Raw genomic sequence first — 24,259 nt, forward strand, 5'->3', positions numbered from 1 at the left:
CGTGCGCTTCTGTGATCGAGGGGTCTACCACTTCGCGGGTCGCGTCCGCTGCCCCTTCGCCGGGCTCGGCACGCGCGGCGATCACGAGGGCAATCGCCTCGCCCTCGACGATGATCGCTCCCGGGTCGACCTGGACACCGAGGCGCGACGCATCGTTTTTTACAACGATCACGTTTACCCGGAGAAGACCGTGATCGGCGACGTCCTCTTCCTGGCGGAGGGCACCACGGCGAACGGGCGGAAGAGCCCCTTCAGCGTGCACCTCAAGGTGTTCAAGAAGGGGCGCGCGTTCTCGTTCGATCTGCACCGGCACATGCGCGCGAGCGAGCCCCTGGCGGCGGCCGAGCTCGAGCCGTTCGAGGTGATCGTGCAGGACGCTGTCACCCGCGCCGTCGCGCTCACGCCGGACAGGACGCGCGCGCTGTGCCTGCGCCCGTCGCTCGCCCTGCGCGTGGTGAAGGCGATCATGGCCACGCGGGATCTGCTGCAGGGCGCGGCGCAGGATCCGGCGCAGGTGGGCTATCGCGTCGCGGATCTGTCGGTGGGCTTCGGGGCGCTCGGGGTTCATCACGGCGTGGCGCGGGCGCAGCTCGTGTCGCTCGACGCGGCGAACGCGCCGCTCATCCGCCGCGGGTCGGTGCCGGAGATGCTGCGCGAGGGCGCGTGGGAGCTGTCGCTCACCGCGCTGTCGAAGCGGTGGCTCGACGAGGTGATCGCGCGGGATCTGTTCCTGTTCGGGCTGGAGGGCGTGTCGATCTTGCGGCCGGTGCGCGAGCACGGGCTCGCAGAGGGAGAGACCCTCTCGTTCCGGTTCGAGCGAGGCGGCGGCTGGGTGGTGCTGGGCGGCGCGAAGGAGGAGCTGCCCGGGGCGACGGACGTGGCGCGGTCGTATCTGGAGTTCCACCTGCTCGGCGGGCTCCTGGCCGAGCATGCGGAGCGGCTACAGCAGCCATGACGGCGGCGCGCGCGGCGGGTCCGGCGGTTTACCGGGTACGGGGATGCTGCTAGGCTCTGGACCATGAGACGCGACAGCCCTGGCGCGCCGACGCAGCCTGAGGCCAACGAGGTCCGTGGCTATCTGGTCCGGCAGCTCGACATCGCGTGGCAGCTCGCCAGCTATCACCTCGACGGGCTCTCCACCGACGAGTGCTTGTGGCGCCCTGCTGACGCGGGGTTGCACGTCCATCAGACCCCGGGCGGCGAGTGGCGCGCCGACTGGCCTGATCACGAGGGATACGACCTCGGCCCGCCGAGCATCGCGTGGGTGACGTGGCATATCGGCTTCTGGTGGTCCATGGCGCTCGACAACGCGTTCGGCGACGGAGCGCTCTCGCGCGAGGGCGTGACGTGGCCCGGCGACGCCGACGGCGTGCGCGCGTGGCTCGGCGGCCTGCAGGAACGGTGGCGCGCGGCGCTCGATCGGGTCACGGACGACGATCTGCGGTCGCCGCAGCGCACCCGATGGCCGTTTCAGGATCGTCCGTTCGGTGACGTCGTGGCCTGGGTCAACGTCGAGCTGACGAAGAACGCCGCCGAGATCGGCTATGCTCGCTTCCTCTACGCACGAAGGCCGCCTGGCTGACGCGGCGGTGCGCTGGGACGGACGGCGCGAGGAGGTCGAGCTCCAGGCCGCTTTCACGCATCCGCCCTGTGGAATGTAGGATCGAGACGAGGACCCTCTTGCCCGCACGTCGGGATCTCTGGTGAGGCGCATGATGTCGGTGATTCGGCTGGGGCTCGTCGGCGATCGGGACGACGGGGTGACTGCGCACCGGGCCATCCCGGCGGCGCTGCGACTGGCGGGAGAAGCGCTCGCCGTGCCGCTCTCGTTCGAGTGGGTGCCGACCGAGGAGGTGACCGACGCGTCGCGGGTGGCGGGCTACGACGCCCTCTGGTGCGTGCCAGCGAGCCCGTACCGGAGCATGGATGGGGCGCTGCGCGCGATCCGCTTCGCGCGCGAGCAGCGGCGGCCCTTTCTCGGCACCTGCGGCGGCTTCCAGCACGCGATCGTCGAGTACGCGCGCCATGTGCTGGGCTGGTCGGACGCCGAGCACGCGGAGACCGCGCCGGAGGCGCAGCGCGCGGTGATCGCGCCGCTGGAGTGCTCGCTGGTGGAGGCCACCGGCGCCGTCCGGTTCCGCGCCGGCACCCGCATCGCGCAGGCCTACGGCTGCGCGGAGACGACGGAAGGGTACCGCTGCCGCTATGGCCTGAACCCGGCGTTCCAGGCCGCGCTCGTCTCGGGCCCGCTGCGGGTCGGGGCGGAGGACGACGCCGGCGATGTGCGCGCCGTGGAGCTCGACGGGCATCCGTTCTTCGTCGCCACGCTGTTCCAGCCGGAGCGCGCCGCGCTCGCCGGTCGCCTTCCGCCGCTGGTGGCTGAGCTCCTCAGGGCCTGCACGGCGCGCGCTCGTTGAGGGCGGCCTGACCCAGGTTGGAGCAGCCGTGGCCCGACCGAGGTTGGGCAACCGGGCGTAAGCCGGCCAACCAACCACCCTCAACCCGGGTCGGCTCAACCTGGGTCGGCCTTCGACCCCAACCCGGGTCGGCTCAACCTGGGTCGGCCTTCGACCCCAACCCGGGTCGGCTCAACCTGGGTCGGCCTTCGACCCCAACCCGGGTCGGCTCAACCTGGGTCGGCCTTCGACCCCAACCCGGGTCGGCTCAACCTGGGTGGGTCGGCTCGGCTCAACCTGGGTGGGTCTTCAGGCGTTCGATGGTTGGAACATTACCATGCCACCGCAATCGTCAGCCCTCAACCCGGGTCGGATTTCGCAATACCACGGCACAATTCCCACCGACGCGGAACGCCGCGTGGCCGCGGCTTTCGTGTGCGTGTCGTGATCACTTCCAGGGCAGGCGGGAATTGTAGGCGCCGAGCTGTTTGGCACGTAGTTCGCAGAGCGTGTGCGCTCCGGCTCGTACCGCTGCCCATCGGCTCCCTCGCTTCGAGAACCACCAACGACTCAACTCGCGGAAGTGCACAATGAACAAGAACCGTTCTTCTCGATGGCTGTGCGGCACCACGTGGATGGCGCTCGGAGTCGCGGCCCTCTTTGGATGCTCTGGTGGCGACGGCGGGGTCGAGGAGGGCGCGGGCGGCTCGGGGGCAGCCAGCAGCACGGTCAGCTCCGGCAGCACCACCAGCGGCAGCACGACAGCCAGCAGCAGCGCATCGGTCACCAGCGGCGCCGGAGGCCCTGGAACGACAAGCTCCTCGACGGGCAGCTCGAGCGAAGGCGGCGGCGGGTCGGGCGGTTCGAACGGCGGGACCGGCGGAAGCGACGGAACGGGCGGCTCCCCCAGCAGCGAGAAGTTCGTCGGCAACATCACGACGAGCGGCGCCGTGCGCGACGGCTTCGCGAAGTACTGGAACCAGATCACGCCCGAGAACGAGGGCAAGTGGGGCTCCGTCGAGAGGACCCAGGGCTCCAAGGACTGGAGCAAGCTCGACGCGATCTACAAGTACGCGAAGGACAACAACATCATCTTCAAGCACCACGTCTTCGTGTGGGGCAGCCAGCAGCCGGACTGGGTCGGGCGCCTCTCCGCGGATCAGCAGCAGAACGCCGTGCGCGACTGGATGAAGCAGTTCTGTGAGCGCTACCCCGACACGAAGTACATCGACGTCGTCAACGAGCCGCCGCCCCACACCACGCCCTCCTACAAGAACGGCATCGGCGGCGACGGCGCCAGCGGCTGGGACTGGATCGTCAACTCGTTCAAGTGGGCTCGCGAGTTCTGCCCGCGCGCGGTCCTGATCTTCAACGACTACAACAACATCGAATACGAGAACGACCACAACAACTTCATGAGGATCGCGAAGGCCGTGATCGACGCCGGCGCCCCTGTCGACGCCCTCGGCGCGCAGGCCCACGACGCGTACAAGATCAGCACCCCCACCGTGAAGTCGTACATCGACAAGATGGCCGCTCTCGGCAAGCCCGTGTACATCACCGAGTACGACATCGGCATCGCGGACGACAACCAGCAGAAGAGGGTGATGGAGGAGCAGTTCACGATGTTCTGGAATCACCCCTCCGTCCCCGGCATCACCCTCTGGGGTTATATCGTCGGCACGACGTGGCGGGACAACACAGGCATCCAGCATTCGAACGGAAACATGCGGCCGGCCATGCAGTGGCTGATGGAGTTCCTGGGCCGCAAATGACACCAGGCTGACGCGATGCGCGCGCGAGCTCCCTCGATCGAGGGGGCTCGCGCGCTTTTGTACCTCGGGCTGTTGCCCGCCCACGCCTCTTCACCTTGTCGGGTCATCATCGCGCGCGTCGCGCGTCGCGCGGCCGCGCGGCGCGCGTTGCGCCTCGCCGAGCATGCAATCCCACACCTGGGGCGGACCGGGGCACATGAAGGGGCGACCCGTCCTGCGTCCACCGTGCGGCGCGCGCGACGTGGCGTCGCCAGCGTCCATCGACAAATGCGGCGGAGCTGTGTCTTGTGACGCTGCCGTGCGAGCGAGCAGGTACGGTTGCGCGAGGGACCCGGGGGTTCGCCATTCAAAGGTCCCCGCGTTCGAGATACGCTGCGAACATGTCCCGGCCTCCCACGTCTTGTCGTCCTCCCACGGGCACACGAACCGGCCTGGGACGCGGGGGCGACACGAAGGTCACCGGCGTGCTGCAGCCGCCGTCTTCGTGTCGAGCGCCCGATCTGCCGGCGCCGGGCGGCGCGCGCGAGGCCGTCACGCTCGCCCCGCCGGCGCCGGACGGCGCGCGCGAGGCCGTCACGCTCGCCCCGCCGGCGTCGCAGCCGCGCGCTGCCGCTCCGCGCGGCGCCGGACGCGACAAGGGCCGCGCCCCGCTCGCGCGGGGCCGCCTCGTCGCCGGGCGGTACAGGCTCGTGCATCCGCTCGGCCAGGGCGCCATGGGCGAGGTGTGGCGCGCGCACGACAGCGTCCGGCGGTTCGACGTCGCGCTCAAGTTCCTCGTGCTCCCGCGCCAGGACCCGGCCATCGACATGATGGAGCGCTTCCGGTTCGAGGCGCAGGTCGCGGCGCAGATCGGGCGGAAGACGGACCTCATCGTCACGGTGCACGACGCCGGCGAGGATCCCGAGGCGGGCCCGTACCTCGTGATGGAGTACGTGCGCGGCCTGTCGCTCCGGCAGTTCATCCAGGAGCGAGGGCGGGTGCCGGCGGGTGAGCTCGCCGCGCTCCTCCGTCAGATCGGAGAGGCGCTCTCGGTCGCGCATGGACTCGGCATCGTGCACCGGGACATCAAGCCGTCGAACATCCTGCTCCGCGAGGGGCGCGACGGACGCCTGCGCGCGAAGGTCGCGGACTTCGGCATCGCCAAGTGGATTCGCCAGGATCTGCCGGCCGACTTCCCGCGCCAGACAGCGGAGGGCGTGGTGCTGGGCACGCCGGCGTACCTCAGCCCGGAGCACACGTGCACCGGGCACGCGGATCCGCAGCTCGACATGTGGGCCCTCGCGGTGGTCGCGCACGTGGCGCTCACGGGGCAGCAGCCGTTCGCGGGCCGCACGATCGCCGATGTGCTCGCCTCCATCCTCGCCAGCGATCGGCCGCCGCTGTCGACGCTGTGCCCGGGAGCGCCGCCGGAGCTGGAGGCCTGGTTCGCGCGGGCCTTCGCCCTGGATCCAGGGGAGCGATTCCCCTCGATCGAGCCGATGATCGCGGCGTTCGTGGCCGCGACCGGGGTGCCGCAGGCGCCGAGCGAGCGGGCGCCCGCCGCGCCGGCGCGGCGGACCGGGCTGCACCTCGCGGCGGCCGGCCTCATGATGGTGCTCGGGATGGGGCTGGCGCTCGTCACGGCGCTGCCCTGGAAGCGGTCGGAGGGCCGCACGGCCGCGCTGCTGGCGGTCAGCGACGGGGTGCTCGCCGCGGCGCGCCGCGCCCCTGTGGCGCAGACGCCCAGGGCGCCCCAGGCGGCCACGTGCTCGACAGGCGCGCCGGGCGTGGCGGCGACGGCGCAGGCCCCGGCAGCGGCGCCGCTGGCGGCTGCGGCGCCGCTGGAAGATACGCCGCGGCCTGCCGCTGTGCGGCCCGCCGCGGCGCGGCCCGCCGCAGCGCGGCCGGCGCGCGCGACCGAGGCGCCGCGCAGCACGGGCGGAGCGCCGTCGCGGCAGCGCGCGAACGATGCGGGCATGCGGAAGAGCGCGATCTTCTGAGCGGAGAAGCCCCGGAGATGTCGCGCCGACATGGGCGGGGATAGCCCAGGCTTAGAGGGTTGACGAGCTTCGTTGTCGGGTCGACGTTGCTCGCCGCGATCGCGTCGAGCACGCCCGCGCGGCCAGCGTGTAGCTCGTGGCGCCCGAGCCCTGGACGACCCCGGTGGCTGTGTCGATCGTCACCTGGTCCGAGTAGCTCATGCTCATGCTGGTGTTGCTGGGGAACTGGAGCGGCAGCCAGACGTACTGCGAGTCGTTGACCGGCCCGCTCCAGGCCCTGGCCCAGCGGTCGCCCATGTACAGGTAGGAGGTGGCCGACGATCCCTGGATCGGCAGCACGAAGGCCGTCTGAGAGCTGTACGCCGTCGAGTCGCCCACGTTCTGCAGCGCGCTCCAGGTGCCACCGATGCTCGTTGCGGTGGCGTACTTCTGCTGGTTGGGCGCCCAGCCCGTCGCGCCCGAGGTCAGCAGGAAATACACGCCGTTGCGCTTGAACAGGGCCGGCGCCTCGCGCCACGAGCCGGCCCAGAGGATCTTGACCAGGCTGCTCACGTTCAGGTAGTCGGGCGTCAAACGGTAGATGTGGAGATCGGCGTTCTCGCGCGCGGCCGAGATCATGTAGGCCGCGCCGTCGTCGTCCTTGAAGAGCGTGATGTCGCGCGACATGTGCCCCAGCGGGCGGAAGCTGCCGCGGTAGGAGTAGCCGCCGTCCACCGTGCTGGAGGTGGCCACGGCCGCGCGGGCCTCGCCGTAGTCGGTGGCGTTCTCCTTGTGCATCCACATGACATGCTGCCCGGTCGAGCTGTTGTAGATGACCTTGGGATCCGCGCGCCGGAGAGGCCGTATCCACATCACGGCCGTGCGGGAGCTCGTCGAGAACGAGCCGGCGGCGGCGCCGGCAGGCGCGATGCGGGCGAGCTCAGCGGGCTCGACCGGGATCGGGGCTGGTGCCGAGCTCGCGGCGGCCGCCGACGGCGTTGGCGTGCACCGCGCCTGTACGACAGGATGGATTCATGTCCAGGTACCGCAGCGAGATCGACGTGGTGCGGCTCAACATCCAGGAGCTCGAGGATCTGCTGCGCCGCGTCCGCGCGCAGCAGGCCGTCATCGAGGCGAACCAGAATCTCGGTCCCCTGGCCCGCCGTCCGTTCAGCCGGTTCATGTACCGACTCGGCCGGGCGCTCGGGCGGCGGCTGGGAAGGCGGCCTCTGGGCTCCGCGCACGAGCTCGCGGCGGCGAGGACGCGCCTCGTCCGGCTCGAGCAGCGGGTCGCATCGGCCGAAGCGGAGCTCGCGCGGGCAATGCATAAGGCCGCATCGCAGGCTCAGGCCGCCGACGCTGCCCCGGCGTCGGTGCGACCGCACGCCGTGGCGGTTGGCAGCGTGAAGTACGCGCTCGGCCGGCCGACCGGGCGGCTGCGCCGGCGCTGATCCGGCGCCGCGCCCTCGTCTTCGTCCACGCTGGCGCAGCAAGGCGCGATCCCGACCGTTTGGCCTGCCATCGTGCGACTCGAGTGCTTGCATCGCGCCGCCCCGGGTCGACTCCCATGGTGAGGGGCCGTCGAGCATAGGTCCGGCGACCGCCGGGAATCGGTCCCGATTGATCGAGCAAACCCGTCGTGCCAGATCGCCGGCGATGGCCGCGGCCCGACGCCGCCGACCCGGGGCCTCATGCGCCGGCGGCGCGGGCCTCCAGGGCCGCTCCGCGGCGATGAGCGGATAGCCAGGAGGAGCAGACTACGGCGCGTATTTCGCCACGACGAAGTCCATGTTGCCGAGCGGGGTGAGGAGCCCGCCGCCGTACTCCACCGCCCAGGCGGAGCCGAACATGACGCCGCTGAAGAAGACGTTCCCCGCCGCGTCCACGGCGAGGCCCCGCTCCTCCTCGGCGCCGAGCAGGAGCGAGTAGGTCTGGAAGGGGTACCCCCGGCTCCACAGGAGCGAGCCCGCCGGGTCCAGCCTGGCCAGGAAGCGGCTCATGGCGAACTCCGAGAACGAGGTCATCAGTCCGCCGCCGAGGTCCACCACGCCCCGGTAATGCCCGAGCAGCACGATGTTGCCGGCGGCGTCGAGCGCGAGCGCGCTGGCGTCCTGCTGCGACGCGTTCCCGAGCGCCTTGCCCCACAGGACGCCGCCGCTCCCCGCGTCGAGCTTCGCGACGAGGGCGTCCGTGCTCCCCGCGCTCGTCAGCGTCGCGCCCCCGCCGAGGCCCACCTGCCCGCCGAACCACCCCGCCACGACAAGGCCGCCCGCCCCGTCGAGCGCCGCGCCCGTCACCTGGTCGTCCTCGGGCCCGCCGATCGCCCGGCCCCAGACGGTCGCGCCGCTGCCCGACGCCAGCCGGACAACGAACCCATCGTCCCCGCCCGCGCCGCTCACCGGCCCGGCGCCGAGGTCGACCCAGCCCTGCGTCCACCCCGCGAGCACCACGTCGCCCGACGGATCCGCCGCGAGATCCTTCGGCCACATCACGTACTCCACGTCGAACCCCCGGCTCCAGAGCGGGACGCCGCCGGCGTCGAGCCGCAGCACGAACGTCCTGGTGATATTGCTGGTCGGCAGCGGACCGAGGCCGAAATCGAGCGGACCATAGTAGCGTCCCGCCACCGTGATCTCGCCCCCGGGGCCGACAGCGATCGCCTCCGGCTGCTGCACGTCCGCGGTGCCGTACCGCTGGCTCCAGAGCGTCGTGCCGTTCGCGTCGAGCCGCAGCACGAACACGTCCGCCTTGCCCGCGCTGACCAGCGGGCCGGCCCCGAAGTCCACGGTGTTCCAGAACGACCCCGTGACGATCACGTCCCCCGACGCGTCCGCGGCGATGCCGACGCCGAGGTCCGGGCCGTCGCTGCCGAAGCTGCGCGCCCAGAGGACGTTGCCGGCCGGGTCGAGCTTGATCACGAACGCGTCCGACCCGCGCCCGCCCACAAGCGTCTGCGACCCGACGGGCAGCGACTGGCTGAAGCTCCCGGTGAGCAGCAGGTTGCCCGCGGCGTCCGTCGCGACGTCGTGGACGAGCCGGTTGCCGGACTGGGCGACCGCGTCGCCGAAGAGCTGGCTCCAGAGGTGACCCGGCAGGCACCCCACCGCGCCGTTGCAATCGACGTCCGTTGTCGAGGTGCACGCCTCGCTCTCGGGCCTCACCTCGCCGAAGCAGGGCCCCCACGCCGTGCCGGTCAGGTTGCACGCGCGCTGGCCCGCCTGGCACGCGCCGACCGCCCGCGTGACCTCGGGCCCGCCGTAGCAGGCCTCCGTCGCCCCCGGCGCACAGATCGGCTCGCAGATCAGCGCCACGTGAGCGCTCCACACGCTCAGCGCCGCGGCGCCCCCGGCGAGATCGCTCTCCAGGTACACGCCCGACCGACCGCACGGGTCCGTCGACTGCGGCCTGGCGTTCGGTGACGGCGCCGCGAGCGGCTTCACCAGCTCGCCCTGCGCGCGCAGCGCGGAGAGCTCCGCCGCGTCGAGCTCCTCGAACACCGTGGGGTCCCCGGTCAGGAGCAGCCGCCCGTCGGCCGTGGCGAGCGGCTCCGCTGCGCGGCGCTCGATCGCCTCGATCTCGGCCGCGAGCGACGCCTCCGCGCCCGCCGCCGAGACGAGCACGATGCGGTCGGCGTCGAGCGCCGGGTCGAGCGCCACGTGGTAGGCGACCCGGGCCGCGCCGAGGTCGAGGCGCAGCCGCTCCCCCGGCGGCAAGGCGCCCACGTCGGCCTGCGTGACGCGCACGTGGCGGACCGACAGCGCGGCCCCGGCCGGCGCGTCGCCCGCGGCGGTGCAGCCCGCCGCGCTCGCGACGGCGATGGCCGACGCGGCGACAGGGATCCAGCGTGAGAAGGCGACAGAGCGTTGCTGGTGCAAGGGCGTCCTCCTGAGAGCGCAGGTTGCGACCCGCCGCCCAACCGATCTGCGGCGAGCGATGGTGGCGCTCGAAACCCGACAGCGTACCGCCCCGCGCCGTCACCTCGCGAGCGGAATCACCTGCAGACGCCGCGTTCTCCCCGCGCCGTGACGCTCGTCGCCGCACGCCGCACGCCGCTCGCCGCTCGCGCACGCCGAGGGCTCACGTGGGCTCGTGTCGCACCGCGCTCCGCTCTCGCGCTCGCGTTCTCGGGATTCAGGCGAGGCGCGCCGCGAGGAGCGGGATGTCGTCTTCCAGCGTGTTCGTGGTCCGGTAGGGCTGCCAGCCAAGCTCATTGCGCGCGCGCTCGTTCGACATCCGGTTGTCGAGCGCGAGCAGGTCCGCCGACAGCGCCGCCTCGGAGAGGACGTCCACGTCGTCGAGCGACGCGCGGAGCGGCTCCGCCGGCACATCCATGTCGCGCAGGCGCCCCGCGCTCGCCTCGTCGCGCACCGCCGCGATGACGGCGTGCCCCTTCGCGTGGAGCCGCCGCGCGACCCGTGACCCGATATACCCCGTCGCCCCGGTGATCAGTATTCGCATCTGCACGTTCCTTCCCCTGTGAGCCCCTCGCCCCGCGCGCCCCGGAGATTAAGGCGCTCAACACTGAAGTCGAGTGAATAGAATGTATGCAAATCATGAATGGGAATTATGATACGAGCCTCGACCTCAACCTCCTCCGGCTCTTCGTGATCGTGGCCGAGGCGGGCAGCGTCACGGCGGCGGCGCGCCGCCTCTACCTCACCCAGCCCGCGGTGAGCGCGGCGCTCCGGCGGCTCGCGTCGGCGGTGGGAGCGCCGCTCTTCGTCCGCGCGGGGCGCGGCCTCGCGCTGACCGCGCGCGGGCAGCGGCTGCTCGCGTCGGCGCGGCCGCACCTCGAGGCGCTCGTCGAGGCCGCGCTCTCCCCGGCGGCTTTCGACGCGGCGACGAGCGAGCGCACGGTGCGGCTCGGCCTCTCCGACGCGACCGAGGCGTGGCTCCTCCCGTCGCTCCTCCGCGCGCTCGCCGAGGAGGCGCCGCGCCTGCGGCTCGTCGTGATCCCGGTGCAGTTCCGCACCGTCGCCGACGCGCTGGGCTCCTCGGCGGTGGACCTCGCGGTGACCGTGGCGGGCGACCTGCCGGCCGGCGCGCGGCGGCGCGCGCTGTTCATGGGGAGCTTCGTGTGCCTGTTCGATCCGCGCCACGCCCGGGTGGGCAAGCCGCTGACGCTGGCGCGCTACCTCGCGCACGAGCACGTCATCGTCTCGTACAACGGCGATCTGCGCGGCGTCATGGAGGACAGCCTCGGCGTGCAGCGGCGGGCGCGGGTGTCGGTGCCGAGCTTCCACAGCGTCGGCGCCGTCGTGGAGGGCAGCGCCCTGCTCGCCACGGTGCCCCGGATCGTCGCGCGCGAGATCACGTCGCTGCGCCCGCGCCTCCGCGCCGCGCCGCTGCCGGTCTCCCCGCCGGGCGCGCCGCTGGAGCTGCTCTGGCGGAGCGCTGTCGAGGACGACGAGGCCATCCGCTTCGTGCGCGACCTGGTGACGCGCGTGGCGAAGGCGCTGGAGCGCCCGGCGCGCCGCCGCAGCGCGCCGCCCTCCACGTGAGCCCCTCTCGGAGCACGCGCGCGCGTCTCTCCGTCAAGTGGTCGCGCAAATTGTGATTGCCACCAGAAAGTCCCACTACGTTCAAGACATCATGCAGTGCGCCACCACATCGCCTGTCTCCGGGGGCTGTGAATCCGTCCATCTCTGGCCTTGCGGACTCATCCACGATGGTTGATAAAAGAAGTAGGGCCGGGGGGAGACTGGCTTGACCGCATGGTGTTCTCGCTCCCTTGCATCGACGTCGCGGACTGGAAGACGTTCGAGCTCCTCCAGCTCGTCCTCGACACCATCCCGGATCCCGTCTTCGTCAAGGATCGGCAACACCGCTGGATCGCTTGCAACCCGGGTTTCTGCCGGTTGATCGGGCAGCGCTACGAGGACCTGATCGGCCGCAGTGATCCGGATTACTGGCCCAGGGAACAGGCCGACATCTTCTGGAGCTACGACGATATCGTCTTCAACTCCGGTGAGCCGACCGACAACGAGGAGGCCGCCACGGGCTCGGACGGGGTGACACGCACGATCTGGACCCGGAAGTTCCCGATGAAGAACGCGCAGGGCGAGGTGGTCGGCCTCTGCGGGCTCATCACGGACATCACCGATCTGAAGCGGCGGCACATGGAGGCCGAGCGGATCGCGGCGGAGAACCGGGAGCAGCGCGCGATCATCGACGCGCAGGCGGCGCTGCTCGATCGCGTGGCGATGCCCGTCATCCAGGTCTGGCAGGGGATCCTGCTCATGCCGCTGGTCGGGGAGATCAACGACAGGCGCGCGGCCCTGGCGCTGGAGAGCCTGCTCCAGGCCATCGGGCAGCGAGGCGCGGAGTTCGTGATCCTCGACATCACCGGCGTGCCGGGGATCGACGCCGCCGTGGCGCGCCACCTGGTGCGCGCGGTGCAGGCCGCGGAGCTGCTCGGCTGCCGGAGCGTGATGGTGGGCATCGGCCCGGAGATCGCGAGGACGCTGGTGGGGCTCGAGGTCGACTTCAACCGCATCACCACGCAGGGCACGCTCCAGAGCGGGCTCGCCTACGCGATGAGCCGCCTCGGCGCGCGGCGCGGGGTCGGCGCGCTCGCCCGCTGACCCCGGGCGGGGGCGGCCGCGCTGCGCCGCGCGGCGCGGCGCCACGAAGACCGCGTCACCCGCCCCAGAGCGCCTTCACGCCGTCGGCGATGAACTGCACCGCGATGGCGGCCAGGATCAGGCCCATGACCCGCTCGAGCACGGCCACGCCGGACGCCTTGAGCACCCGCTGCAGGAGCCCCGCGCCGCGCAGCACGAAGTAGGAGGCGACGAAGGTGATGGCCACGCTGGCGAGCACCAGCGCCATCGCGACGGGGTCGTCGCCCCCGCGCGCCATGAGCACCATCACGGTGGCGATGGCGCCCGGCCCGGCCAGGAGCGGCATGGCCAGCGGCACAAGCGCCACGTCCTCCTTGGTGATGCCCTCCTGCTCCTCGGACGGGGTGGTGCGCGTCGCGGACGCGCGGGCGCGCAGCATGTCCAGCGCCGTGATCAGCAGCAGGATGCCGCCCGCGACGCGGAACGCGCCCAGCGAGACGCCGAAGACCTTGAAGATGACGCCGCCGAAGAGGGCGAAGAACAGCATCAGCCCGCCGGCGACCGCGCACGCCCGCCGCGCCGTGCTCCGCACCTTCTCCGGCGGATCGCCGGCGGTCATCGACAGGAACAGCGGCACGATGCCGATCGGGTCCACGACGAAGAAGACCGCCGACAGCGACATCAGGAACAGAGAGACGTACCCGGTCATGACGGAGGGCGACCGCTCGCGTACGGATCGAGGAAGCGCACGGCCGATCCAGTAGCACCCGTCGGGCCCCCGGTGTCAGCGCCCGCGCCGGCCGCGCGCCGCCCCGGGGCGCGCGGGGCCCGGGGGACCGTCGTGCACGCACGCGCCGCCCGGCCGCTCCAGCCCCGCGCCCTCGTGCCACGACCGCTTCAGGTCTTCGGGATCCGCCACGTCGCGCCGGCGCGGAAGAAGAACGTGTTCGGGATGCTCTGCCCGCCTCCGGGGATGCCCTCGTCGTCGTCGTTCATCGGCTCGAAGCGACGGAAAAGGCTGTGACCGGCCTGGGCGGTCAGCCACACCGAGGAGAAGGCGCGCACGCCGAGCGTGACGCCCGCTGTCGCGACCGAGTACGCGATGTGGTCGACGCACTGCTCGGGCCGCGCCACCCGCTCATCCGGCTCGGTCGCGGGGTCGTCGGCCGGCCGGGCGGCGCAGGGCCACGCGCCCGCGACGCGCGCGTCGCGCACCGCGTAGGCGTTCCCCGCCACGTCCGCGCGCAGGCCGATCTCGAGGCGATCCGAGAACGTGAGCTTCGCCGTCGCGAAGCCCGGGAGGAAGGCCTCGAGGCGGAAGTACGGGTTCGGCGTCCAGTCGACGTAAGCGGCTGGCAGCGGGAGGAACGAGCCGAAGCTGAACGACGCGAGCGCGCCACCCCCGAGGACGAGCTTCTCCGAGAGCGTGTGGGTCGCCAGCGCGAGCCCGCTGACGCGGGCGAGCCCGCCGTCGAAGCCCTCGAAGTCGCCCGCCAGCCCCGGCGCGACGCGCAGCGAGAGCGACCAGTCGCGGGGGAGGAGCTGGACGAAGAGCAAGGGGACGTCGACGGAGTGGAACGCCCGGAGCTGGTCGAAGCCGGGCAGCGCCTCGGCGTAAGAGACCGCCTCGACATGGTATGTCGCCCCCGGGATCAGGTACGTCCTTTCTCCGAGCGGGATCGGCACATTGGCGCTCACCTCGTACGACGTGACCTGCGCCCGCGTGGGGCGCGGGTCCTCGAGCGCGACGCCCGGCATGTACTGCGCGCTCAGGTCGACGAGGTCGGGGAACTGGGCCAGCGCCACGCCGGGCGCGAGCACCCACAGGAACGCCGCCAGGGCGAGGAGCCGCGAGGCCCGCGCGCTCCGGCGGGAGGCGCCCTCCCCTCGCCCCGCCGAAAGCGAGCGCGCGACAGGACGATCGGCCGGGCTCATCGCGCCACCCGCTCGTCGAGCCAGTCGAACAGCCGCGCCTGGGCGAGGAGCTGGTTGCCATGATCAGCGTCTCGCAGCGGATGTTCGCGACGCCGTCGCTGTTGTCGTACTTGCGGAGCTCGTCGATCACCTCGTGCGGCGTCGAGACGCCGTGCTTCCAGCTCGCGTCGTCGAAGTACCAGCGGGCGTCGGGCAGCACGACCGACGCGGCGTCGATGGCGCTGTCGAAGGCCGCTGGCCCGCGCACGGCGAGGATCGGCGCGGTCCGCGTAGCGCATCAGCCCGGCCCTGTAGTACGCGCCCGCGCGGAGGAAATGCGACGCGGCGCTCCGCGTGTGGCCGCGGGCCTCCGCCTCCTCCCCGTAGCCGCGCACGCGCTTCGCGGTGGCCAGCCACTGCTCGAACCACGAGCGCTCGTCGCCCGGGCGGACGCGCGTCGCGGTGTCGAGCACCTCGCCGACGTCGGTCAGGCCCATCGACGCGAGGCCGAGCCAGAACACGATCTGCGCGTCCATCACCGGCTGGCCGATGAACTTGTAGCGATGCCAGACGCCCGCTGCCCGGCCCTGCCCGAGCACGTCGTCGCCGTGGAACCGCGCGGACGCGACCTCCTGGTCGAGCCCGCGGCGGCCCGAGGCGAAGCCGAGCGCGGCAGCGCCGCCCCCGACGGCCGTGTGGGTGAGAAAGCTCCGCCGACCGATCATCGGTGCACCTCCAGCCCGGATTGAAACAAATGATTTAAACATATGTTTCAACTATTGACGCCTGCTCGCCGGGTCGTCAAGGTGCGTTTCAAACAATTGTATGAACGACAGAGACCGACCCGACCTCCCGGAGGATCCACGGCAGCGGCTCGTCGCCGTCGCGATCGACCAGATCGAGAAGCACGGCATCGGGCAGGTGACGGTGCGCAAGATCGCGGCCGCTGCCGACGTGAACATCGCCGCGGTGAACTACTACTTCCGGTCCAAGGAGGCGCTGCTCGCGGCGGCGCTCGAGGGAACGATCCGGCACATGCTGGCGGACGGCGAGGAGTTCCTCGCCCGGATGCCGGGCGACCCCCTGGGGGCTCTCCGCGGGCTGCTCGGCTACTACCTCGAGGGCAGCCTGCGCTATCCGAACGTGGGCAGGGCGCACCTCCACGGCGCGTTCCACGCCGACGACTACAGCGGTCCTTTTCCCACGCTCTTCGCGCCCGTGATGGAGCGCCTGCGCGATCTCGTCCAGGCGGCCGTGCCAGGGCTCGAGGAGCGAGCGGCCGCGCATCGGGTCGTGGCCGCGCTCTCGGCTGTGTTCTTCCCGGCGTTCTTCGCGGGGCTCTACGGAGGGCTGAACGCGCTCGGCTCGCCGGCCGACCGCCTCGCCTACGTGGAAGAGCTGGCGCGGCAGGCCCTGGCGCCCCCGGCGGCCAGGACCTCGCCGGCGCTGTGACGGCGCGACAGCCGCTGCGTCAGCTCATGGCGCCGGGGCTTCGCTCGCCTTGATGCGACGGACGCCTTCTTCGAGGGTCATCTCGTCGTCCCGGGTCGTCGCCCAGTGGGTGACCGCATAGTTGGGCTCGAGCAGCTCGTCCGCCGCTTCCACGGCGGCCAGGTGGGCCGGGCTCATGACGAACTCGTACATCGCCTCGGTCGACTCCCAGACGGCCAGCGTGCGCCCCGAGCCGCACGACGTCGACTGGGCGAGCTGGATCGCCAGGAGCCCGCGCTGCGACGCGAGCTGCGCCTGGATCGCCCCGAACGTTTGCCCGTAGCGCTCCATCACGGCGTCGCCCGGCCTCGGGATGCCGTAGGTCGAGCTGACCGTGTACGACGAGCCCTCCGGGGCAGGCCGGAGCTTCCCGGTGGCGGGATCCACGCCGGGCCCGCTCAGCGGCGCCGCCTGCAGATCGGCCTCGAGCACGCCGCCCGTGCACGCGGGGGCGGAGGGCTCGGGCGTCGCCGCGCCGGAGTCCGAGCCGCACGCCGACAGGGTCACCCCGAGCGCCGCGAGCAAGGCGGCGGCGAGCGCGCGTGATGATCGCTCGATCGCGGCGGTCAACGCGGGATTCAACGTACGTGTCGTCATGATCAGTGTCCTTTCGGTTGGTGCGCTGCGGGGAGCTCAGTCGGCGCGCGAGACGATCCCGAAGACGAGCTCGGGGAACGTCCGCTCGAGGCGGCGTGAGTGGAAGTTCGTCCGGCGGCCCATGCTCCGCACCTGCACCGGCGTGCCGACGGGCGGCGCGTCTCCCAGCGTGACAGCCCACGTCAGCGCCTCGCCGGCGCGCACAGCGACATAGGTGTACGAGCCCGCCGGGAGGCGCTCCTCGACGCGCCCCGCGATGGGCGCGCGATCGGCGGCGGAGCGGGAGAGCTGGCCGATCGGGCTCGCGGCGATCGCGCCGAGGGGCCCCGCGGCCGAGGAAGGCGCGTCGAGGTGCCACGCGAGCGCGAAGAAGAGCGCCGCGAACGCCGTGAGGCCGAGGAGCGGCTTGACGAGCCGGCGCCGGACGGACCGCGGCGCAGCGCTCCGCGCCGCGCGGGCAGAGGGGACGAGCGTCATCTGGGACTCCTTGCGGGCACGCTGCGGCCTCCCGTCATGGGTTCGCCGCCTGAGGCATCCTCTCGAATCCTTCGGAAAAATTCACAGGGGGGCAGGGAGGGAAATCTTCAAATACTCCCTACCTCCCGCCTCCCTGCTCAATTTCTCCGCTGAAAAGGGCTGCAAGATGAGCGGATTCCTCAGGCTCGCCGCTGCGCGACCGAACAGACCTCCGTTCCCGGACGCCCGCGGATCGTTCATTCGATTCCGCGTTTTCCCACAACGCCGCCGGCGCGATGAACCGCCGCCGGCCACGACGCGCCGCATCATCGACCACGTACGCGTGCGACGGCCATTCGGGCGCGTAGGCGCGGAGAAGGATTGTCTTCCATCGTGGGCAGCGTCGATAACGACGCCGTGAGCATCGAGGACGACGCCCCGCTCCTCCAGGTGATGAGCCACCTCGGCATCGACAAGGATGCGCTGCTCGGCATCGGCGGTGAGGCCTGCGTCTTTGCGCTCGGCGAGGACAGGATCGCGCGCGTCCACCATCCCGGGGCCGCGCGGGAGACGGTCGCTCGACGGGCCCAGCTGCTCGACGACCTCCACCGGAGCGCGGGCGCTGTGCCGTTCTCGATCCCGCGCGTCCTGGAGATCACCGAGGCGCACGGGCGCGTCCTCACGATCGAGCCGCGCCTCGCGGGGCGGCCGCTCCTGCACGTGCTCGGGGAGGTGGCGGGGGCCGAGCGCGACAATCTCCTCGTGCGCTTCCTCGACGCCTCGACGCGCCTCTGCGCCCTGCGCCTGGACCACGCATGGTACGGCGACCTGTGCGAGGCGGAGCCGATCCGGGCGAGCTGTCACCGCTCCTACCTCGAGCAGCGCGCGCGGAAGAGCCTCGCCTGCGCCGGGAGCGCCTTCGCGGGCGTCGATCCGGCGCGGCTGGCGGCCGCGCTGCCCGAGCCGGTCCGGCCGAGCTTCGTGCACCTGGATCTCTTCCCGGGCAACGTGCTCGTCGAGGACCAGGAGGTGAGCGCCGTCATCGATTTCGGCGGCCCCTGCGTCCTGGGAGATGCCCGGCTCGAGCCGCTGTCGGCCGTCTGCTATCTGACGCCGTTCATCACCCCGACCGCCACGGCCCGAGATCGGCGCCTCGCCCGGGAGTGGCTGGACGGGCAGCACCTGGGCGCGCTGCTGGAGCCGGCGGAGCGATGGCTCGCCGCCCGCTGGTCGTTCGCGCGAGACGATGTGAGCCTGCACCGGTGGTGTCAGCGCGTGCTGCTCGGGCCCGCGGCGCCTCCGTGAGGACGACAGGCCTCGCGCGATGCGCCGCCCGTCGCGCGCCCCGCTCGCCTGACGGACGGGGCGCGCCTGCGCGTCCCGGGCTCAGCCGGCCCAGGCCTGCTCCAGCGCCGCGATGTAGGCGTCGAGCGAGGTGGTCTGCTCGGCCTTCGCGTCAACGACCTTCCCGGCCGCGTCGCGGATGGGCGTGATCCTCGGCGGGATGACGGCGATCGTGCGCGGCAGGTTCAGCGCCTTCAGGCGGGCCACCACCTCGTCGCGCCACGCCGGGTTGATCCGGCTCCCGTACCTCTCCACGAGCGCCTTGAGCGCCTCCCGGTCGCCCGTGGCCTTGATCCTGTGGAGCTCCGCCAGCAGCTCGCCCGAGGCCTTGCGCCAGGCGTCGGGGTCCTTCACCACGAAGAAGGTCTTGCCCTGGCGCACCTCGACGGCGACGGCGCCCCTGTCCTTGACCCAGCCAAAGGCGATCAGCTCCGCCCGGAGGTGATCCTCCTCGGCCACGTCGCCCTGGGGCACCGACTTGAGCATCGTGAGCTGCATGATCGCCGCGTACGCCGGGAACACCCGCGCGCAGCCGGCGTCCGGCAGGAGGCCTATCTCCACCGTCTTCGGATCGCCTGTCAGCCAGTCGGCGACGCGCTCGGCGCGGCTCTCTTCGAGGGCCGCGTAGTAGGGGGCGAGGAGCTCCGCCGGATCGGCCCGGAGGTCCGGGTTCACCTTGCCCGAGCCGTGGCCGGTGACCTCGTGGAACGCCGTCCCCGCGAAGCTCAGGTGCGGCGCGCAGCGACGGATCTCGGCGCGCACCTCCTCCGGAGCGAACTCGTCGATGGTCCTGTCGGAGGTGAGCGCCGCGCGGGTGTCCATCGTGGAGAGGACGACGAAGTTCTTCGAGCCGTGGTCCTCGCGGATCCGCTGGGCGTTCGGCAGGTTCACGCCCCCGAACGTGAACGGCCCGCCGTCGCCCGTGGCCGCGATGGCGATGACGGCCGCGGCCGCGGGCACCTGGAAGGCGTCGCGCCGCCACTTCGCCTCCCAGGGCATCTTCTGCTCGAAGTACTGCGCGCTCCTCGCGAGCGCCTGGAGCGGCGGGTCGCGCTCCGGATCGGCGATGAAGACGAGGCCCTCGAAGCTGCCCTTGCGCGCGCGGACATCGTCGTACGTCTCGATGAAGCCGAGGATGTAGTCGACAGGGAAGACCTGCTTGAGCCACGCGACGTCGTGCTCGGTGAACTCGGCCGGCTCGCCCGTCCTCAGGTACGCGATGAGGTGCCTGAGCGGCACCTGCTGCGCGGGCGGCGCGAGCGCGAGGGCGTCTTCGAGGTGCTTCACCACCCGGCCGAGCTCCTTCGCGCCCACGCCGGGCGGCGCGCCGCCGCCGCCGGCCCGATAGACCTCCTCGACGAGCTTGCCGCCCTTCTTCACGATACGGCCGTTGAGCTCGTACTTCTCCTTGAAGCTCTCGAGGTCATTGCTGCTCACCCCCTCGTAATGGTTGGCCGCGGACTCGAGGATCGGGTCCTTGCCCTTGTCCGGGGTCTTGTTGGTGACGACGGGCGCCACCCTGGGGTCGAAGAGCCCCGCGAGCAGGTCCTTCGGCACCGCGATGTTCAGCGCCCTGGCCGCGCCCTCCAGCTCCTGCTGCGAGAAGGGCGGGACGAGCTTCTGCCCCGTGCGCGCGTCGTGGATCCCGTGGTGCAAAAAGAGCATCTTCCGGAAGAGCGAGAGCCTGTCGCGCAGCGCGGGATCGAGCCTTTCCTTCTGCGCGAGGAGCCGGATCACGAGCTCCGTCGCCGGCCACCCGTACCTGGAGGTCTGCATCGTGTACAGCGGATCGCCCGCGAGCGCCGCCTGCACGAGGTGGTAGGCGAGCGCGCGCTGCCCGGCCGTGAGCCTGTCAAAGCCGCGGGGCGCGTACGAGGCCGCGGTCACGCCGCTGACCTCCTCGAGCACCTGGACGGCGCTCCCGGGCCCGGGCGCCGCGCCGCCGGGCGCCGCCGCGCTGCCAGGCGCCGGCGCCGCCGCCGCGCTCGCGGCCGGGGCCGCGGACGGGGGCGGCTCGGCGGACGGCGGGGCCGCGGAGCAGGCAGACTGGAGAGCAGCGCACAGGGCGAGGGGGACGACGAGGTGTTGACGGCGCATGGCGATGATCCGTAGCCAAAGCGCCGGTCGGCGAGAAGGCCGCGGCGGGCCGCGCTGGAGGTCCGTCGCGGACGGATGTGGCGGACGCGTGGGCGCCACCCGGCGAGGCCCCCTGCCCCGCCCGGGTCGCCCCGGGGACGGCGGCGCTGGGCGCCCGCGCGGCTGCGTCTCAGAAGAAGGAGTAGATGGCGAGCTCGAGGCGCTCGTTGGTCGCGGTCACGCCGTCGGCGAAGGTCTGCTCCGAGTACTGGAACGAGAGCCCGGTACGGACGGCCGGCGTGACGTCGATGAACACGTTGCCGTCGATGTAGCGCGACTCGTTGTAGGCGGTGCGGAGGGCGCCGTAGCCGTTGTCCTCCGTCACCCGGTCGTTCCAGCCCTGGGTGTAGTTGCCGGAGATGGAGATGCGCCCCGAGGGGGGCAGGTAGTACTGGAGCCCGACAACGAACCCCTTCCAGCCGATGGTCTTCAGGTTGCCGTTCGCGTCGTAGACAACGAGGCCGTTGTCGATGCCCGCCGTGTAGGTCGCGCCGTCGGGGAGCGGCGGGCTCGGCACGTTGCTCGCGACGCCGACGATGTCCGCGATGCCCGTGCCGGCGAAGAACGAGCCTGTCAGCGTCAGCGCATTGCCAGGCTCCTCCAGCGCGGTGACCGGGATGATGGGCACCACCGCGTCGACCGAGATCCCGTAGCCGTCGGTCGACCTCGACGCGACAGGGGCGGCGGAGAACTCGGGGACCCGGAAGTGGCGGTAGATGCCCGAGACGCCGATGGTCAGCGGGTCGATCAGCATGCCGGCGGCGCCGAGCGTGTGGATCCCCTTCCAGTCGTTGAAGCCGAAGCGCAAAGCCGCCTGGACATCCGGCACCTCGGCGTCGCGCTGCGGCGGCTTGACGGCGGCCGCGGCGATCTCGAGGTTGACGGGATCCGTCTTGAAGGTGTGGCCGACGCGGAGCTGCGGCATCCGACCGAAGACCTGGTTCATCACCGGGAAGAACGACGCGGTGGCCGGGAAGAAGAACGGCTGCCACCCGAACAGGTGATAGAACTGGCCGATCATCAGATCGACGTAGTCCGACTCCACCTTGATGTTGGCCTGACGCAGGCGGAAGGTGCCGCTGCTGACGAGCGACGCCTCGGAGACGGTGGGCGGCTGGTTGCCGAAGAAGTCGAGCTCCAGGTTGGCTGTCGTCTTCATCCCCGCGAACTCGGGCGCGCTCGCCCTGATGCCGAACCGGGAGTTCCGCGTCGTGAAGTGCGTGCGGCCGTGCGAGCCGGCGTAGGTGTCCTCGCGCTGGATCACCGTGGCCCCCACCGACTCGCCGAAGCTCTGGGTGGAGTCGTGCATGATGTTGAACTCCGCCATGCCGTACACAGTGGCCTTCCACTTGGCGGTCACGGGGACGGCGGCCGGAGCGGCGGGCTTCGTCACCTCGGCGGGGGGAGCCGGCGGCGGCGCAGCGGCCGCCGCGAGCGGGGCGCCCGGGGGCGGCGGCGGCGTGGCCGGCGCCTGCGTGCCCGTCGGGAGCTGCGTCATGCCGGCGTCGGCCGGGGCGGGCGCCGCCGCCGGCTCGGCCGGCGCAGCGGCGGCCGGCGGCGGCGCCGCGGCGGGCGGCACCTGCCCGCCGGCGGGCGCGGGGGCCTGGGCGTGCGCGGCCGCGGCCACGAGGAAAATCGACGCACCGAATAGGTTCGCAACCTGCGATTGGTTCATGTTCGAAGCCCCTGGGTGTTCAATGGCGCCGGGGATGCCCCCATGAGCGCCGTAAGGCATTGATTTTATTACTGTTTTACGCCCCGCCGCGCGGGAGCGTGCCGCGGGCGCAGGTCAGGCTTCCCCGGCGGCGCAGGCCGGGGTGGGAACGACGGGCGGTGATTGCGCCTCCTAGGCGCGCTTCACGTCGGGCGGCACGCGTCGCGGAACGCGCGGGCGCGGGCGACGAGCTCCTCGCGCCGCCCCTCGCGCAGGAGCTTGAGATCGACGAGGTTGCCGCCGACGCCGACCGCCACCGCGCCCGCGGCGAGGAAGGCGCCGATGTTCTGCAGCGTGGCGCCGCCGGTGGGCATGAGCGGGATGTGCGGCAGAGGCGCCTTGAGCGCCTTGAGGTACGAGGGGCCGCCGAGCGCGTCGCAGGGGAACACCTTCACGACGTCGCCGCCCGCCCGGTGCGCCGCCACGACCTCGGTGGGCGTGAGCGCGCCCGGGGCGTGGACGATGTTCATCGCGCGGCACGCCTGCGCCGTCGGCACGTCCAGCGCGGGGCTGACGACGAAGCGCGCCCCGGCCTCGACGCACGCCTCGGCGGTGCGGGCGTCGAGCACCGTGCCCGCGCCGACGAGCGCCCGCGCCCCGTGGAGCGCGGCCACCTCACGCATGACCTCCACCGCGCCGGGCACGGTCATCGTGATCTCGAGCACGTCGATGCCGCCCTCGAGGAGCGCCTCGACCGCTTGGAGCGCCTCCTCGGCCGAGCCCGCGCGCACGACGGGGACGACGCGCGTGCGCTCGATCCAGCCGAGCACGTCCTGCTTGCTCATCGTTCCACGCGCCTCTCCACGCACCGTTTCGCTCATCGATCCACCCGCGCCGTTCCCATCTTCATCGCCTTGAGCACCTCGTCGAGGGTCGCCATCGTCGTGTCGCCGGGCGTCGTCATCGCGAGCGCGCCGTGCGCCGCGCCGCAGTCGACAGACCACTGCGGCCCCTTGCCCAGGAGGAAGCCGTAGATCAGGCCCGAGGCGAACGAGTCGCCGCCGCCCACGCGGTCGTAGATATCCAGGTCCTTGCGCTGCGGCGCCTGGTAGAGCTGGCCGCCCTGGTACAGCACCGCGCCCCAGTCGTTGCGCGTCGCCGAGGTCGCCACGCGCAGGGTTGTCGCGACGGCCTGGATGTTGGGGAACGCCGCGATGACGCGCTGGATCATCGCCTCGAACGCGCCGACGCTGAGGTTGGCGTGCGCGTCGTCGAGGTCCTCCACCTCGAAGCCGAGGGCCGCGGTGAAGTCCTCCTCGTTGCCCAGCATCACGTCGACGTACGGCGCGAGCGCGCGGTTGACCTCCTGCGCGCGGGCCTGGCCGCCGATCGACTTCCAGAGCGACGGGCGGTAGTTGAGATCGTAGGAGACGACGGCGCCGTGCCGGCGCGCCGCCTCCATGGCCTCCTTCGCCACGCCCGGCGTGGTCTCGGAGAGGGCGGCGAAGATGCCGCCTGTGTGGAACCACCGCGCGCCGTCGCGGCCGAAGATCGCGTCCCAGTCGACGTCGCCGGGCTTGAGCTGGGACGCCGCCGTGTGGCCGCGGTCGGAGGCGCCGACAGCGCCGCGGATGCCGAAGCCCCGCTCCGTGAAGTTCAGGCCGTTGCGCACGGTCCGCCCCACGCCGTCGTGCGGCACCCAGCGCACGAGCGAGAGGTCCACGCCGCCCTGCAGCATGAGATCCTCGAGGAGGCGGCCGACGGGGTTGTCCGCGAGGGCGGTCACGACGGCCGACCTGAGGCGGAAGCAGCGGCGGAGGCCGCGGGCGACGTTGTACTCGCCGCCGCCCTCCCACGCGTTGAAGGTGCGGGTCGTCGAGATGCGGCCGTCGCCTGGGTCGAGGCGCAGCATGACCTCGCCGAGGGAGACGAGGTCCCAGCGGCACGTGGCAGGATCGCGGAGCGTAAAGGACAT

The 24,259-nt window shown here is 72.0% G+C and carries 22 protein-coding genes and 2 pseudogenes; 10 read left to right on the forward strand and 14 right to left on the reverse strand.

The window, feature by feature from the left end; genetic code table 11:
- Position 1 precedes the first annotated feature (1 nt).
- From WMF42_RS26560 to WMF42_RS26570, 3 genes are all read left to right on the forward strand, one after another.
- On the forward strand, positions 2-955 hold the full coding sequence (locus WMF42_RS26560) for a hypothetical protein (protein ID WP_437685544.1): 954 nt from the start codon (positions 2-4) through the stop codon (positions 953-955).
- A 63-nt stretch (positions 956-1,018) separates the two neighbouring features.
- A complete protein-coding gene (locus WMF42_RS26565) occupies positions 1,019-1,582 on the forward strand; it encodes a DinB family protein (RefSeq protein ID WP_437685546.1) in 564 nt (187 codons plus the stop codon).
- 130 nt (positions 1,583-1,712) lie between these two features.
- On the forward strand, positions 1,713-2,417 hold the full coding sequence (locus WMF42_RS26570) for a CTP synthase C-terminal region-related (seleno)protein (RefSeq protein WP_199693560.1): 705 nt from the start codon (positions 1,713-1,715) through the stop codon (positions 2,415-2,417).
- Between the two features lie 427 nt (positions 2,418-2,844).
- On the opposite strand, the gene WMF42_RS26575 is transcribed toward WMF42_RS26570, so the two are convergent.
- Positions 2,845-3,384: a hypothetical protein gene (locus tag WMF42_RS26575; protein ID WP_233561224.1), complete on the reverse strand. Its 540-nt coding sequence runs from the start codon at positions 3,382-3,384 to the stop codon at positions 2,845-2,847.
- Here WMF42_RS26575 and WMF42_RS26580 point away from each other — a divergent pair.
- Positions 3,347-4,171, forward strand: coding sequence for an endo-1,4-beta-xylanase (locus tag WMF42_RS26580; protein WP_437685548.1), 825 nt, complete (start codon positions 3,347-3,349; stop codon positions 4,169-4,171). The genes WMF42_RS26575 and WMF42_RS26580 overlap by 38 nt on opposite strands.
- Positions 4,172-4,635: 464 nt before the next feature.
- The gene (locus WMF42_RS26585) at positions 4,636-6,150 is read left to right on the forward strand and encodes a serine/threonine-protein kinase (protein WP_437685550.1); all 1,515 of its coding nucleotides are present in this window, start codon (positions 4,636-4,638) and stop codon (positions 6,148-6,150) included.
- Positions 6,151-6,264: 114 nt separating this feature from the next.
- On the opposite strand, the pseudogene WMF42_RS26590 reads toward WMF42_RS26585, so the two are convergent.
- Positions 6,265-6,972: pseudogene (locus tag WMF42_RS26590) on the reverse strand (family 43 glycosylhydrolase); the annotation flags it as partial.
- A 191-nt stretch (positions 6,973-7,163) separates the two neighbouring features.
- Here WMF42_RS26590 and WMF42_RS26595 point away from each other — a divergent pair.
- Entirely contained in the window at positions 7,164-7,580 is a 417-nt protein-coding gene (locus WMF42_RS26595) for a hypothetical protein (RefSeq protein ID WP_437685552.1), read from the forward strand.
- 306 nt (positions 7,581-7,886) lie between these two features.
- Here the strand turns inward: WMF42_RS26595 and WMF42_RS26600 are convergent, their stop codons facing one another.
- Positions 7,887-10,004, reverse strand: a complete 2,118-nt coding sequence (locus tag WMF42_RS26600) for a hypothetical protein (protein ID WP_061612595.1) — start codon at positions 10,002-10,004, stop codon at positions 7,887-7,889.
- Positions 10,005-10,260: 256 nt separating this feature from the next.
- Complete coding sequence (locus tag WMF42_RS26605) at positions 10,261-10,587, reverse strand: SDR family oxidoreductase (RefSeq protein WP_061612594.1); 327 nt, start codon at positions 10,585-10,587, stop codon at positions 10,261-10,263.
- Between the two features lie 86 nt (positions 10,588-10,673).
- Between WMF42_RS26605 and WMF42_RS26610 the strand changes: the two genes are divergently transcribed.
- Positions 10,674-11,630: a LysR substrate-binding domain-containing protein gene (locus WMF42_RS26610; RefSeq protein WP_437685554.1), complete on the forward strand. Its 957-nt coding sequence runs from the start codon at positions 10,674-10,676 to the stop codon at positions 11,628-11,630.
- A gap of 213 nt (positions 11,631-11,843) precedes the next feature.
- Positions 11,844-12,713 carry a PAS domain-containing protein gene (locus tag WMF42_RS26615; RefSeq protein WP_061612592.1) on the forward strand — a complete coding sequence of 290 codons (870 nt, stop codon included), beginning with the start codon at positions 11,844-11,846 and terminating at the stop codon, positions 12,711-12,713.
- 55 nt (positions 12,714-12,768) lie between these two features.
- On the opposite strand, the gene WMF42_RS26620 is transcribed toward WMF42_RS26615, so the two are convergent.
- From WMF42_RS26620 to WMF42_RS26635, 4 genes and pseudogenes are all read right to left on the reverse strand, one after another.
- Positions 12,769-13,401, reverse strand: coding sequence for a MarC family protein (locus WMF42_RS26620; protein ID WP_061612591.1), 633 nt, complete (start codon positions 13,399-13,401; stop codon positions 12,769-12,771).
- 188 nt (positions 13,402-13,589) lie between these two features.
- On the reverse strand, positions 13,590-14,627 hold the full coding sequence (locus WMF42_RS26625) for a DUF6268 family outer membrane beta-barrel protein (RefSeq protein WP_061612590.1): 1,038 nt from the start codon (positions 14,625-14,627) through the stop codon (positions 13,590-13,592).
- The gene (locus WMF42_RS26630; RefSeq protein ID WP_437694462.1) at positions 14,624-15,205 is read right to left on the reverse strand and encodes a hypothetical protein; all 582 of its coding nucleotides are present in this window, start codon (positions 15,203-15,205) and stop codon (positions 14,624-14,626) included. The genes WMF42_RS26625 and WMF42_RS26630 overlap by 4 nt, the downstream gene beginning before the upstream one ends.
- Positions 15,206-15,268: 63 nt before the next feature.
- Positions 15,269-15,373, reverse strand: a pseudogene (locus WMF42_RS26635) (twin-arginine translocation signal domain-containing protein); the annotation flags it as partial.
- A gap of 58 nt (positions 15,374-15,431) precedes the next feature.
- Here WMF42_RS26635 and WMF42_RS26640 point away from each other — a divergent pair.
- Positions 15,432-16,058: a TetR/AcrR family transcriptional regulator gene (locus tag WMF42_RS26640; protein ID WP_437685557.1), complete on the forward strand. Its 627-nt coding sequence runs from the start codon at positions 15,432-15,434 to the stop codon at positions 16,056-16,058.
- A 24-nt stretch (positions 16,059-16,082) separates the two neighbouring features.
- Here WMF42_RS26640 and WMF42_RS26645 read toward each other — a convergent pair whose 3' ends face one another.
- Complete coding sequence (locus WMF42_RS26645) at positions 16,083-16,694, reverse strand: antibiotic biosynthesis monooxygenase family protein (RefSeq protein WP_437685559.1); 612 nt, start codon at positions 16,692-16,694, stop codon at positions 16,083-16,085.
- Between the two features lie 36 nt (positions 16,695-16,730).
- Positions 16,731-17,171 (reverse strand): hypothetical protein, encoded by a 441-nt coding sequence (locus WMF42_RS26650; protein WP_061612597.1) that lies wholly within the window; start codon positions 17,169-17,171, stop codon positions 16,731-16,733.
- A 372-nt stretch (positions 17,172-17,543) separates the two neighbouring features.
- Here WMF42_RS26650 and WMF42_RS26655 point away from each other — a divergent pair, with 372 nt between their 5' ends.
- The gene (locus WMF42_RS26655; protein ID WP_437685561.1) at positions 17,544-18,455 is read left to right on the forward strand and encodes a phosphotransferase family protein; all 912 of its coding nucleotides are present in this window, start codon (positions 17,544-17,546) and stop codon (positions 18,453-18,455) included.
- An 81-nt stretch (positions 18,456-18,536) separates the two neighbouring features.
- Here WMF42_RS26655 and WMF42_RS26660 read toward each other — a convergent pair whose 3' ends face one another.
- From WMF42_RS26660 to WMF42_RS26675, 4 genes are all read right to left on the reverse strand, one after another.
- The gene (locus tag WMF42_RS26660) at positions 18,537-20,591 is read right to left on the reverse strand and encodes a dipeptidyl-peptidase 3 family protein (RefSeq protein ID WP_437685563.1); all 2,055 of its coding nucleotides are present in this window, start codon (positions 20,589-20,591) and stop codon (positions 18,537-18,539) included.
- Positions 20,592-20,760: 169 nt separating this feature from the next.
- Positions 20,761-22,305: a hypothetical protein gene (locus tag WMF42_RS26665; protein WP_437685565.1), complete on the reverse strand. Its 1,545-nt coding sequence runs from the start codon at positions 22,303-22,305 to the stop codon at positions 20,761-20,763.
- Between the two features lie 182 nt (positions 22,306-22,487).
- A complete protein-coding gene (locus tag WMF42_RS26670; RefSeq protein ID WP_434041404.1) occupies positions 22,488-23,129 on the reverse strand; it encodes a bifunctional 4-hydroxy-2-oxoglutarate aldolase/2-dehydro-3-deoxy-phosphogluconate aldolase in 642 nt (213 codons plus the stop codon).
- A 32-nt stretch (positions 23,130-23,161) separates the two neighbouring features.
- On the reverse strand, positions 23,162-24,259 hold the full coding sequence (locus tag WMF42_RS26675) for a sugar kinase (RefSeq protein WP_061605477.1): 1,098 nt from the start codon (positions 24,257-24,259) through the stop codon (positions 23,162-23,164).

The organism is Sorangium sp. So ce176 (assembly GCF_051519835.1).
Classification (GTDB): Bacteria; Myxococcota_A; Polyangia; order Polyangiales; family Polyangiaceae; genus Sorangium; species Sorangium cellulosum_G.

What these genes read in the sequence shown, in the direction of transcription:
- WMF42_RS26570 (WP_199693560.1), top strand. Translation starts at nt 1,713, where the DNA reads ATGATGTCGGTGATTCGGCTGGGGCTCGTCGGCGATCGGGACGACGGG.
- WMF42_RS26565 (WP_437685546.1), top strand. Translation starts at nt 1,019, where the DNA reads ATGAGACGCGACAGCCCTGGCGCGCCGACGCAGCCTGAGGCCAACGAG.
- WMF42_RS26595 (WP_437685552.1), top strand. Translation starts at nt 7,164, where the DNA reads ATGTCCAGGTACCGCAGCGAGATCGACGTGGTGCGGCTCAACATCCAG.
- WMF42_RS26675 (WP_061605477.1), bottom strand. Translation starts at nt 24,259, where the DNA reads ATGTCCTTTACGCTCCGCGATCCTGCCACGTGCCGCTGGGACCTCGTC.
- WMF42_RS26620 (WP_061612591.1), bottom strand. Translation starts at nt 13,401, where the DNA reads ATGACCGGGTACGTCTCTCTGTTCCTGATGTCGCTGTCGGCGGTCTTC.
- WMF42_RS26650 (WP_061612597.1), bottom strand. Translation starts at nt 17,171, where the DNA reads ATGACGCTCGTCCCCTCTGCCCGCGCGGCGCGGAGCGCTGCGCCGCGG.
- WMF42_RS26660 (WP_437685563.1), bottom strand. Translation starts at nt 20,591, where the DNA reads ATGCGCCGTCAACACCTCGTCGTCCCCCTCGCCCTGTGCGCTGCTCTC.
- WMF42_RS26670 (WP_434041404.1), bottom strand. Translation starts at nt 23,129, where the DNA reads ATGAGCAAGCAGGACGTGCTCGGCTGGATCGAGCGCACGCGCGTCGTC.
- WMF42_RS26610 (WP_437685554.1), top strand. Translation starts at nt 10,674, where the DNA reads ATGCAAATCATGAATGGGAATTATGATACGAGCCTCGACCTCAACCTC.
- WMF42_RS26665 (WP_437685565.1), bottom strand. Translation starts at nt 22,305, where the DNA reads ATGAACCAATCGCAGGTTGCGAACCTATTCGGTGCGTCGATTTTCCTC.
- WMF42_RS26645 (WP_437685559.1), bottom strand. Translation starts at nt 16,694, where the DNA reads ATGACGACACGTACGTTGAATCCCGCGTTGACCGCCGCGATCGAGCGA.
- WMF42_RS26615 (WP_061612592.1), top strand. Translation starts at nt 11,844, where the DNA reads ATGGTGTTCTCGCTCCCTTGCATCGACGTCGCGGACTGGAAGACGTTC.
- WMF42_RS26605 (WP_061612594.1), bottom strand. Translation starts at nt 10,587, where the DNA reads ATGCGAATACTGATCACCGGGGCGACGGGGTATATCGGGTCACGGGTC.
- WMF42_RS26625 (WP_061612590.1), bottom strand. Translation starts at nt 14,627, where the DNA reads ATGAGCCCGGCCGATCGTCCTGTCGCGCGCTCGCTTTCGGCGGGGCGA.
- WMF42_RS26640 (WP_437685557.1), top strand. Translation starts at nt 15,432, where the DNA reads ATGAACGACAGAGACCGACCCGACCTCCCGGAGGATCCACGGCAGCGG.